The 10191-nt window shown below is 61.9% G+C and carries 12 protein-coding genes and 1 riboswitch; of the genes, 6 read left to right on the top strand and 6 right to left on the bottom strand.

Annotation, left to right across the window (positions count from 1 at the left end; all coding sequences use genetic code 11):
* Positions 1-73 precede the first annotated feature (73 nt).
* Together BMZ10_RS23340 and BMZ10_RS23335 are read right to left on the bottom strand one after the other, a co-directional pair.
* Positions 74-619: a VOC family protein gene (locus BMZ10_RS23340; protein ID WP_093467867.1), complete on the bottom strand. Its 546-nt coding sequence runs from the start codon at positions 617-619 to the stop codon at positions 74-76.
* 58 nt (positions 620-677) lie between these two features.
* Complete coding sequence (locus BMZ10_RS23335) at positions 678-1430, bottom strand: SDR family NAD(P)-dependent oxidoreductase (protein WP_093467864.1); 753 nt, start codon at positions 1428-1430, stop codon at positions 678-680.
* A 109-nt stretch (positions 1431-1539) separates the two neighbouring features.
* Here BMZ10_RS23335 and BMZ10_RS23330 point away from each other — a divergent pair, with 109 nt between their 5' ends.
* From BMZ10_RS23330 to BMZ10_RS23320, 3 genes are all read left to right on the top strand, one after another.
* On the top strand, positions 1540-2457 hold the full coding sequence (locus tag BMZ10_RS23330) for a LysR family transcriptional regulator (protein WP_093467861.1): 918 nt from the start codon (positions 1540-1542) through the stop codon (positions 2455-2457).
* 154 nt (positions 2458-2611) lie between these two features.
* A complete protein-coding gene (locus BMZ10_RS23325; RefSeq protein ID WP_093467858.1) occupies positions 2612-3034 on the top strand; it encodes a nuclear transport factor 2 family protein in 423 nt (140 codons plus the stop codon).
* Positions 3035-3300: 266 nt separating this feature from the next.
* Positions 3301-3564, top strand: coding sequence for a putative quinol monooxygenase (locus tag BMZ10_RS23320; RefSeq protein WP_093467855.1), 264 nt, complete (start codon positions 3301-3303; stop codon positions 3562-3564).
* 92 nt (positions 3565-3656) lie between these two features.
* Here the strand turns inward: BMZ10_RS23320 and BMZ10_RS23315 are convergent, their stop codons facing one another.
* Both BMZ10_RS23315 and BMZ10_RS23310 read right to left on the bottom strand, forming a co-directional pair.
* On the bottom strand, positions 3657-3983 hold the full coding sequence (locus BMZ10_RS23315) for a hypothetical protein (RefSeq protein WP_093467852.1): 327 nt from the start codon (positions 3981-3983) through the stop codon (positions 3657-3659).
* 159 nt (positions 3984-4142) lie between these two features.
* The gene (locus tag BMZ10_RS23310; protein ID WP_256214568.1) at positions 4143-4448 is read right to left on the bottom strand and encodes a DUF1883 domain-containing protein; all 306 of its coding nucleotides are present in this window, start codon (positions 4446-4448) and stop codon (positions 4143-4145) included.
* Between the two features lie 292 nt (positions 4449-4740).
* Here BMZ10_RS23310 and proP point away from each other — a divergent pair, with 292 nt between their 5' ends.
* Positions 4741-6243, top strand: coding sequence for a glycine betaine/L-proline transporter ProP (gene proP / locus BMZ10_RS23305; protein WP_093467846.1), 1503 nt, complete (start codon positions 4741-4743; stop codon positions 6241-6243).
* A gap of 31 nt (positions 6244-6274) precedes the next feature.
* On the opposite strand, the gene BMZ10_RS23300 is transcribed toward proP, so the two are convergent.
* Complete coding sequence (locus BMZ10_RS23300; RefSeq protein ID WP_093467843.1) at positions 6275-6970, bottom strand: tRNA (adenine(22)-N(1))-methyltransferase; 696 nt, start codon at positions 6968-6970, stop codon at positions 6275-6277.
* Between the two features lie 390 nt (positions 6971-7360).
* Between BMZ10_RS23300 and BMZ10_RS23295 the strand changes: the two genes are divergently transcribed.
* Positions 7361-8215, top strand: coding sequence for an alpha/beta fold hydrolase (locus BMZ10_RS23295; protein ID WP_093467840.1), 855 nt, complete (start codon positions 7361-7363; stop codon positions 8213-8215).
* A gap of 9 nt (positions 8216-8224) precedes the next feature.
* Positions 8225-9259 carry an alcohol dehydrogenase gene (locus BMZ10_RS23290; protein WP_093467837.1) on the top strand — a complete coding sequence of 345 codons (1035 nt, stop codon included), beginning with the start codon at positions 8225-8227 and terminating at the stop codon, positions 9257-9259.
* 87 nt (positions 9260-9346) lie between these two features.
* Here the strand turns inward: BMZ10_RS23290 and mntP are convergent, their stop codons facing one another.
* A complete protein-coding gene (gene mntP, locus BMZ10_RS23285; protein WP_093467834.1) occupies positions 9347-9913 on the bottom strand; it encodes a manganese efflux pump MntP in 567 nt (188 codons plus the stop codon).
* Positions 9912-10085: riboswitch (yybP-ykoY riboswitch) on the bottom strand. It overlaps the preceding gene by 2 nt.
* Between the last annotated feature and the right edge of the window lie 106 nt (positions 10086-10191).

Genomic DNA, 10191 nt, shown 5'->3' with positions numbered 1-10191 from the left:
AGCGGCAGCAAACCCGGCGAACGCGGTTTTTCGGATGCACCGCAGCCAATGGGTGGGGGGCAAGCAGCCCGTTTCAGCTGGCGGCCGGAAGCGACACCAGTTCCAGTTGCGAACCCCATGGCGTCAGCACGTAGAACCAGCGGATGCCGTCGGGGTTGGTGATCGGCTCGTTGAGCACTTTAAGCCCTCGGGCTTTGACGACGGCCAGGCTGCGGTCGATGTCGGTGGTGCGCAGGGCAATGTGGGTCGCGCCGATATCGTCTTCGTGGGGTGGCTGATGATCGATCTGCGGGCCCTGATACTGGAACAGCTCGATCTTGGAGCCGCCGGCAAGCTGCAGCATGGTGAAGCGCTGCAGTTCGCTGGACTCACGCCAGTTGAAACTGGCTTTCCATTCGGCGGGAATCGCGCCCGGACGCACGTCGGAGATGACTTTCGCGCCCACCAGATCGTTGAAGAACGCCGTCGCCGCGTCGATGTCCGGCACGTTGATGCCGACGTGATCGATCACCGACGCTTGCAGCGAAGGCGTCACGGGGCTTGCGGTGGCTGGCGTCGCGGCGTGCGCGGTGGTGAAGGCAAAGGTCAACGCGAGTGCTGCAAATGCGGCTGTTTTCATGTGTGTGTCCCCCAAAAGTCTGGGCAGGACGGCGCCGGGCGCCGTCTCGCGGGTTGGCTTAGATCTGAGCCTGACCACCATCGACGAACAGCTCGATGCCATTGACGAAGCTGGCGTCGTCGGAGGCCAGGAACAGCGCGGCGCTGGCGATTTCTTCGGGGTTGCCGACTCGGCCCATCGGCACTTGCGAGGCGAGGTAATCGAGCAGGCCTTGCTGTTGGGCGGCATCGGGGCCCGCCAGGTCAACCAGGCCCGGGGTTTTGGTGGCGCCGGGGCTGATGGTGTTGACGCGGACGTTGCGGTCCTTCAGGTCCAGGATCCAGCTGCGGGCGAAGGCCCTGACAGCGGCTTTCGAAGCCGAGTAGACGCTGAACGCGGCGGTGCCTGAGCTGCCGGCGGTAGAGCCGGTCAGGATCACCGAGGCGTTCGTTGCCAGCAGCGGCAGCGCTTTCTGCACCGTGAACAGCACGCCCTTGACGTTGCGGTCGAAGGTGTCGTCGTAGTGCGCTTCGGTGATCTCGCCCAGGGGCAGCATCGAACCGCCGCCTGCGTTGGCGAACAGCACGTCGAGGCGTCCTTGCTCGGCAGAGATCTGCTCGTACAGGGCGTCGAGCTGTTCAAGACGTGTCGAGTCGACCTGTACGCCAGTGGCGTTGCCGACCAGCGCAACGGCCTTGTCGAGTTCGGCCTGGCGGCGGCCGGTGATGTAAACGTAAGCGCCTTCTGCGGCGAAGCGTTGAGCGGTGGCCAGGCCGATGCCGGTAGTGCCGCCGGTGACCAGTGCGATTTTGCCTTCGAGTTTGCGAGCCATGATGTTTCTCCAGTTTTCGTCAGTAAGTGGTTGCGATGTGGGAGAAGCTTATCGACGGCTAAAACATTTCAAAATAGAATTGTCCGAAACCCATCGTTGCAGAAATGAAATGAGCAAACTTCCTGATTTCGAAGGTTTAGCGATGTTCGCCAAGGTGGCGGAAGAAGGATCGTTCGCCGCCGCAGCCCGGCTTATGGGTGTCTCGGTGCCGACCGTGTCCAGAGCCGTGGCGCGCCTTGAGGAACGCCTGGGCGGGCGGCTGTTCAATCGCACCTCCCGGCAACTAGCGCTGACCGAGTTCGGCGCGAGCATGGCCGCCAAGGCTGGAGAGATTTACCGACAGGCCGAGGAAGTCGAAAGCGAAGCGCAGGACCTGTCGGTGCAGCCGCGCGGACTGATCCGCCTGGCGGTGCCCATGTCGTTCGGCCTGCGCTGGGTCGCGCCACTCATGCCGAAACTGGTGCGCCAGTACCCGGAACTGTCGGTGGACCTGCACCTGTCCGACGCGACGGTCGATCTGATCGCCGAAGGTTTTGATGCCGCGTTGCGCATCGCGGTGATGCCCGATTCTTCACTGGTTGCCCGTCGGCTCTGTGCCGTCACCCAATTCCTCGTGGCGTCACCTGCCTACATCAAGGCTCACGGGCGCCCTGCGCATCCGCGGGAGCTGGCAGGCCGTCCTTGTCTGAGTTATGCGTACCGGGCGCGCAGTCAGGTCTGGCGCTTCACCCATGAAGACGGTACTGAGGAAGACGTGGTGCCGAACGGTCCACTGCGAGTGACCAACTCGGACGCGCTGATTCCCATGTTGCTGGAAGGGATGGCCGTCGCCGAACTGCCGGAATTCATGGCCAGCGAATTCCTGGCCGACGGCAGACTGGAGGCGCTCTTGCCGGAATGGAGCATGACTCGCGGCGGCTTGTACTTCGTCACGCCTTCGGCGCGGACCCGTCCGGCGAAGATCAAGGCGCTGTCCGACTTTTTCGCCAAGCACCTCTCGGCACCGACGTGGCGCTGGCCCCGTTGATCACGCGCCATCGTCCAGCGCCCATTCATCATTTCATAAATGAAACGATGAGTTGCCATAGTTTCTATTTTTGTCACCTCGCATTTTCCGTACCTTGACGCCTGTCGGCGCGATTTCGCGGCCGACCTGACCCCCCTGGCTCAAGGAGATGATCATGAAAAACGCCGTGCAACTGCTGCAGATGTACCTGGAATCCATTCAAGACCCACACGCCGCCGCGGCATTTTTCGCAGACAATGGTGCGCTCGAACTGCCCTACCTTCAATCGCTGGGCATCACCCATCGCGTGCAGGGACCCGCTCAGATCGAAGCGTTCATTGCCTCGCTGCTGGCTAAAGTCCCGGATTTCCGCTTCAAGCGCGTGCGCTTTCTGATCGACACGCCTGATCAGGCCTTCGCCGAATACGACGTCGAGGCGCTGGTCCCGGCAACGGGCCGCCTGTACCTGCAGTCATACGCCGGACGGCTGGTGGCCCACGAGGGCAAGATCCAGCTGCTGCGCGAATCGCTGGACACCGTTGCTGCGGCGAAGGCTTTCGCGCCTGCCGATCCCGTGACCTCAGACGACGTCCGCTGACCCGGCCTGCCCCCTCGCCAGCCCGCGCGGCGCCATCGCGGCGTGGTCATGACCGCTGGCAGCGCGCTATCCACCCCCCTGTTTCGAGCCGGTTATACGAAGGTCTGTATCGTCTATGCGCATCGACTATGGCAGCGACAGGGCGACTGCCGGATCATGATCCCAGTCCCATCACCGTCGTGCGCCACCGTCAATCGCCCGACTCCAACCGCGCCAGCCGCCTTCAGGGGATCACCATGAATGCTCACGTGTCATCCAGAGTCGTAATGATTCAGACCCGCCCAGGTTTCTCGGCCAGCTGTGCGCAGTTGATGCAGGATTCAGTGCGGCGCGCCCGGAGCATCGAAGGGTGCGTGGACTGCCAGCTGCAGGCACATCAGCCTGATCCGGGACGCTGGACCATCCGGGGCGCGTGGAGCAGTGAAGACTCGATGCTCGCCAGTCTCGCGCAGGTGTTTCAGCCGGCGTTCGACAACCTCATCGCCAGCAACACATTGCTGTCCATCCGGATCAGCGAAGAAGATTTCTGAGCGTCCAGCACGGCCAGGATCGCCGCATCCTCGGCCCCATCACCGACGCTTGTAGCGGCTTCAGCCGGCAACCACCGTCCGGTGTTGCCGGGTCACACGCATTCCTTCGCCGCACGGCCAAAGCCGGAAGCCATCAGGCTGCGTTCGTAGACGAAAACCTTCCCGCCGGATGAGGCTTTGTAAGCCTCGATGACGTTGTCCGCAGCGACGGTACTCGGCACGGTAATCCGGTAATGCCGTTGAGGCTGGGACAGGATCGGGCTCATCGAACGACCTTGCAGTTTAGGCACGACGCACGCCGCGAACTGTTCGGGGGACTTGCTGGTTTCAAGCGTCAGCGTCGGCTCGTTGGGAGCGCTGGCACACCCTGCCAGAAGCGAGCAGGCAATCAGGGTGGCGGAGGCGAATACGGTGCGCATGGGCGGTGTCCTGTCAAAAATTCTGCCGTTCGGGCAGGGTCTTCATTTGCAGGCCATTGTCCAGTTCAGGCGCCGAAACTGAACTCGTAAAGCGTGATGCTCACTATCGATATCGCCAATGACTGCCCGCGCCAGCGCAACAGGCGCAATCCCGTTCGCTCAGCGCTGCAGACGCGAAGCGGAGCGGCGGACGATCTTGATCGAATGCTTGATGTTGGGTTTGCGCGTGACGCTGATGGCGCGCTGGGTGACGGTGTCGAGGGTGATGTTCCAGAAGCCGGTGCTCGGCACGACGATTTTCGCCGGGAAGCGATCAAACGCGCCGCCATGGTAGGTGTGTCGCCCACCATTCTTGAAACTGCGAAAATTGGCGTCGTTCATGAGGCGGATGTTGCAGGTGTTCGAACATTCGATCACCACAATGTCGTCTTCATTGAGGTGCTCGCGCTGGTGAATGAATTTCACGGGGGATTCCACAGGAGTTGTAACCGGGGCGCAAGAATACCACGGCGGGACCTGCCCTTGCCTGGCACCACCCGTCATCGTCGGACAGCGACATGACGGAGAAACCCGAATCGCTGGTCGCGGTTTCAACGCGATGAAATCTCGGCCCACAGTGAATTTTTTGCCTTGCCCTCGTATCTGATCGAAAACAGCGTGCCACCAAAACAATGGCATCGACCTGCCGGGATTTCTGACCCGGGCAGGCTCGGCACCGGCGGATTGCAGTACGACAGATCAGCGACAGAGTGTTCTCATGAAATTACGCAAGAAAAAAATCAGCCCCATCGGCTTGCAAGACATCACCATCGTCGACGACGCCAAGATGCGCAAGGCAATCACTGCCGCCGCACTGGGTAACGCGATGGAGTGGTTCGATTTCGGTGTCTACGGCTTCGTGGCCTACGTGCTTGGCAAGGTTTTCTTCCCTGGCGCCGACCCCAGCGTGCAGATGATCGCGGCACTGGCGACCTTTTCGGTGCCTTTCCTGATACGGCCGCTGGGCGGCCTTTTTTTCGGCGCATTGGGCGACAAATACGGACGACAGAAAGTCCTCGCAGCGACCATCGTGATCATGTCCCTGAGCACGACAGCCATCGGACTGATCCCCTCCTACGCATCGATCGGCATCTGGGCGCCGATTCTGCTGTTGCTCGCCAAGATGGCGCAGGGCTTTTCAGTCGGCGGCGAATACACCGGCGCTTCGATTTTCGTCGCCGAATACGCCCCGGACCGCAAGCGCGGTTTCCTCGGCAGCTGGCTGGACTTCGGCTCGATCGCGGGTTTCGTGCTCGGCGCCGGTGTGGTCGTGTTGATTTCCACCGTCATCGGTGAGGATCAATTCCAGGAATGGGGCTGGCGTCTGCCCTTCTTCCTTGCGCTGCCACTGGGCATGCTCGGCCTGTATCTGCGTAACGCGCTGGAAGAAACCCCGGCGTTCCAGCAGCATGTGGAAAAGCTGGAGCAAGGCGACCGAGAAGGTCTTTCAGGCGGTCCGAAGGTGTCGTTCAAGGAAGTGGCAACCAAGCACTGGCGCAGCCTGATCACCTGCATCGGCATCGTCGTGGCGACCAACGTCACGTATTACATGCTGCTGACTTACATGCCCAGTTATCTGTCGCACAACCTGCACTACAGCGAAAACCATGGCGTGCTGATCATCATCGCGATCATGGTCGGCATGCTCTTCGTTCAGCCGCTGATCGGCTTCGTCAGCGACAAGATCGGCCGCAAGCCTTTCATCGTGATCGGCAGCATCGCCCTGTTCATCCTGGCGGTCCCGGCATTCATGCTGATCATCAGCGGCAAGATCGGCCTGATCTTCGCCGGTTTGCTGATACTCGCCGTGGTGCTCAACTTCTTCATCGGCGTCATGGCGTCGACGCTGCCCGCGATGTTCCCGACCCACATCCGCTACAGCGCGCTGGCGAGCGCGTTCAACGTGTCGGTGCTGATCGCCGGCCTGACGCCGACAGCCGCAGCGTGGCTGGTGGAAAGCACCGACAACCTGTACATGCCCGCCTACTACCTGATGGTGATCGCGGTCATCGGCTTCGTCACCGGCATCACGATGAAAGAGACTGCCAACAAGCCGCTGCGTGGCGCTGCGCCTGCGGCCTCTGACATCGAAGAAGCGAAGGAGCTGTTGCAGGAACATCACGACAATATCGAGCAGAAAATCGAGGACATCGACGCGCAGATCGCCGAGCTCGAAGCCAAGCGCAAGGAGCTGGTCCAGCAGCACCCGCGCATCAACTGAGGCCCGCCACGGGTCGGGCCTCTTCCAGGGTTCAGCCCAGCAGCTCAGTGATCCAACGCACATGAGCCTGAAGTTCGTTGAGCTTTTCCTCGGGCACCGCCCCGCGGGCCCGGGCGAATTGCTCAAGGGTGCGTTGCCTGAGGCGCAATACGCGCCGCCATTTTTCCAGAAACGCCGGGCTGCGCGCCTGCAACTGCACAGGGCCGAAGTACAGCTCATGGGCGGTGTAGGTCACGTGGCCCTGACGCTCGGCGACGATGATTTCGTAGTCGAAGCGATTCTCCCGCAGCACTTCCTCCCATACGATTCGATAGCCGTTTTCCATCAACCAGCAGCGCAGTGGCTGCTCGCCGCCGTTAGGCTGAAGGATCAACCGTTCGCGGCCATTGAGGCGGGCTTTGCCGGCCTCGAGAATGTCGCGAATCGTCTCCCCGCCCATGCCGCACAGGCTGATCGCAGTGATCCGGTCATCCGGCTCGATCGCGGCCAGACCGTCTGCCAGACGCACCACGACCGCCGCCTCCAGCGCGTTGTCGCGCACCACGCGCCGGGCGCTGTGGAAAGGCGTTAACGCCACCTCCCCGGCCACGGCCATCGCGATGACGCCGCGCAACACCAAGGCAACCGGCAAGTAGCCGTGATCCGAGCCGATGTCGGCAAGCCGTGCACCCGCCGGTACCAGCGCCGCGACGCGCTCCAGCCGTCTGGACAATGTCTGTTCGTTCAACCGCCGCTCTCCTCACCGCTTGCGCCCGACGCCCTGCATCGGATCGGCGGCGATTCTGGCGGGCAACGCCCGTCATTTCAAATGGCACGCACGATTGCCCGACCGCTACCGACCTTGAAAAAACCTAGTCCAATGTATAGGCGAGGAGATAAATACGATGGGATAGAGTGATTGGCAGGCACTTGATTGAGAACGCGTGCAGGGCAGATAACGAACGCACTGCTGCATCGCTATGTATCGCGCTCATAAAGTTTCGCGAACGCGCGCATCGCTTAACAGATTTTCCTTTTTAATCATAGGCTTATTGAAGTAACGCTTACTGCAAGCGAAGAACCTGGCGTCATTTCCACCGCACACCCATGACATTCAACAAGAACGGACGACTTCACCATGACCGAACATTCGTTGAGCACTCAGGCCACAACCCGGTTCATCGAAATCAGCGGCAGGACACTCGCTTATCGGACCTTCGGCAGCGGTACGCCGCTGCTGCTCTGCGTGAGGTTCCGCGGGACGATGGATTCATGGGACCCGCTGTTTCTCGACTGCCTGGCGGATCAGGGTTTTCAGGTCACGGTGTTTGACTACAGCGGCCTGGGTCAGTCCACCGGTGAGCGCAGCTACAGCCCCGCGTCGCTGGCCAAGGATGCCATCGAACTGATCGCAGGGCTGGGCCTGGGCAAGGTGGTGATCGGCGGCTGGTCCGTAGGCGGCATTGCTGCGCAAATCGTCCTGGCCCAGGCACCGCAACGGGTCAGTCATCTGGTGCTGCTGGCAACCGCACCGCCCGGCCAGCTGGTCAAACCGGGCGAGGCGCTGTTCTACGAACTGGCCAAGCGAGACAACGATTTCGACGACTTCGTCAGCCTGTTTTTCGAGCCTGCATCGGCCTCCTCCAAGGCTGCCGCCGAGCGCTCCTGGGAACGTTTGTCCGCACCCCGCAAGGACGCAAGTCCGGCCGTGCCATTTGAATGGGCAGGCGCGCAACTGGGCGAAGGTCCGAAGAATCCGGTATTCCCGGTGGACGCCATCCTGCAATTGCTGAAAAGCACGACTGTGCCGGTGCTGCACATTGGCGGCGACCATGACATCGCCTTCCCGGTCGAAAACTGGCACGCGCTCAGCGGCCAGTTGCCGACCCTGCAACTCATCACTTTCCCGCGTGCCGGACACGGTCCGCAGCTCCAGTATCCCCGCGCCGTGGCACGTCACATCGGCGCATTCGTCGGCTCTGACTCTGAATAAAGGTGACCCATGACAACCTCTCTGACATACCGCGCCATCGTCGCGACCGCCCCTGGCCAACTGGAACTGGTCGAACGGCCGATACCCGATCCGGGTCCCGGTCAGGTCCGCATTCGAGTTGAGGCCTGTGGGGTCTGCCACTCCGACAGCGCGACAGTGGAAGGCCAGTTCCCCGGCATCAGCTACCCGCGTGTGCCTGGACATGAAGTCGTCGGTCGCATCGATGCACTGGGCGAAGGCGTCCAGGGCTGGAGCGTCGGCCAGCGCGTGGGCGTGGGCTTTCTGGCGGGCGAAGACGGCAGTTGCCCGTCCTGCCGACATGGCGATCCGGTGAACTGCCACAACCCGGTCATCTGCGGCATTACCATCGATGGCGGCTACGCCGAAGTGATGCTGGCCGAAGCCCGCGGTCTGGTCAGCGTTCCAGAGGAACTCGACGCAGCCGAAGCCGCGCCGTTGCTGTGCGCAGGCCTGACCACATTCAATGCGCTGCGCAATTCCAAGGCACGGCCAGGTGACGTGGTGGCGATTCAGGGTCTGGGCGGACTGGGTCATCTGGGCGTGCAGTTCGCGCGCAAAATGGGCTTCCACACGGTTGCCATCGCGCGCGGCGCGGACAAAGCGGAGCTGGCGCAGTCGCTGGGTGCACATCAGTACATCGACTCCACTCAGGAGAATGTCGCCGATGCGCTGCGCGCGCTGGGCGGCGCGAAGGTGGTGCTGGGCACCGCGCCCAGCGGCAAGGGCATGGCCGAGACGATTTCCGGACTGTCGCCACGTGGGGAACTGATCGTGGTAGCCGTGCCGCCTGATCCGATCACGGTCAACGCCACCGACCTGATCTTCGGCGCGCGCTCCGTCGTCGGCTCACTGACCGGCACGGTTTCCGACAACGAGCAGACGCTGGCCTTCGCCAGTCTTCAGGCGATCCGGCCAATGATCGAGACGTTCCCGCTCGAGCGGGCTCGCGAAGCCTACGACCTGATGATGTCGGCCAAGGTCCGCCTGCGTGCCGTGCTGGTGATGAACCCGGCCAACGCCTGAACCTCGACGCGCCCGACGCAAACGCCCCGCTCAGCATTGATCCGCTGACGGGGCGTTCTTGTTCCAGGGCCGTCGACGCGCAGGGCTTCAGACTGCCGACAGATGCTCATAAAGAATGGTGGCGCCGACCAGCATCAGCACGATGCCGCCGACGATCTCCGCGCGCTTGCCGACGACGTTGCCGAGCACGCGCCCGAGCATCACGCCGATCGTGACCATGACGGTGGTGGCAGCACCGATCGCCAGCGCGGCGACGACAATGTTCACGTTGACGAATGCCAACCCGACGCCGACCGCCAGTGCATCGATGCTGGTGGCGAATGCAGTGATTGCCAGGATGAAGAACGAGTGCTGGTCGGGTTTCTCCTCTTCGGCCTCTTCGTGCTTGAGACCGTTGTAGATCATGTGCAACCCCAGCAGGAGCAGCAGCACGAAGGCGATCCAGTGGTCCCAGTTCTCGACGAAACGGCTCGCTGCCTGGCCGATCCCCCACCCCACGATGGGCGTGATGCCTTCAATCACACCAAAGATAAGGCCGGTGCGCAGCGCTTCGGACAGGCGTGGTTCGTGCAGGCTGGAACCTTTGCCGATCGCGGCTGCGAACGCATCGGTGGACATGGCGAGCGCCAGGAATACGAGGGAAAAAGGATTCACGGTTTACGTCCGGTCGGGCTATGAGTCAACGACGCAACCACACGCCCGACCTTAGGCATGGATGCATCGTCGGTCTCGCCAACCAAACGGTGTTCGCGCCACGGCTGCTGCCGAGAATGTTGACGCGAACGCTCTGGACGGTGGGTCCAGTGCAGGCTACTCCCCAACGGGGCAGCCACTATAACCAGTCAATGTGAAAAAAGTATCAAATCGATTCGTTTATTTTATCGTGGCCTGCCCGCGCCCTTTTTTCTGTGCCCCGAGGTCCAGCTGGGTGA

Origin of the sequence: Pseudomonas sp. NFR16, from assembly GCF_900108875.1 — a bacterium.
Lineage (GTDB): Bacteria > Pseudomonadota > Gammaproteobacteria > Pseudomonadales > Pseudomonadaceae > Aquipseudomonas.
Note: the sequence above shows the minus strand (reverse complement) of the source record. Positions and strands in the feature narration are given on the sequence as shown.

What these genes read in the sequence shown, in the direction of transcription:
- BMZ10_RS23340 (WP_093467867.1), bottom strand. Translation starts at nt 619, where the DNA reads ATGAAAACAGCCGCATTTGCAGCACTCGCGTTGACCTTTGCCTTCACC.
- BMZ10_RS23335 (WP_093467864.1), bottom strand. Translation starts at nt 1,430, where the DNA reads ATGGCTCGCAAACTCGAAGGCAAAATCGCACTGGTCACCGGCGGCACT.
- BMZ10_RS23330 (WP_093467861.1), top strand. Translation starts at nt 1,540, where the DNA reads ATGAGCAAACTTCCTGATTTCGAAGGTTTAGCGATGTTCGCCAAGGTG.
- BMZ10_RS23325 (WP_093467858.1), top strand. Translation starts at nt 2,612, where the DNA reads ATGAAAAACGCCGTGCAACTGCTGCAGATGTACCTGGAATCCATTCAA.
- BMZ10_RS23320 (WP_093467855.1), top strand. Translation starts at nt 3,301, where the DNA reads ATGATTCAGACCCGCCCAGGTTTCTCGGCCAGCTGTGCGCAGTTGATG.
- BMZ10_RS23315 (WP_093467852.1), bottom strand. Translation starts at nt 3,983, where the DNA reads ATGCGCACCGTATTCGCCTCCGCCACCCTGATTGCCTGCTCGCTTCTG.
- proP (WP_093467846.1), top strand. Translation starts at nt 4,741, where the DNA reads ATGAAATTACGCAAGAAAAAAATCAGCCCCATCGGCTTGCAAGACATC.
- BMZ10_RS23295 (WP_093467840.1), top strand. Translation starts at nt 7,361, where the DNA reads ATGACCGAACATTCGTTGAGCACTCAGGCCACAACCCGGTTCATCGAA.
- BMZ10_RS23290 (WP_093467837.1), top strand. Translation starts at nt 8,225, where the DNA reads ATGACAACCTCTCTGACATACCGCGCCATCGTCGCGACCGCCCCTGGC.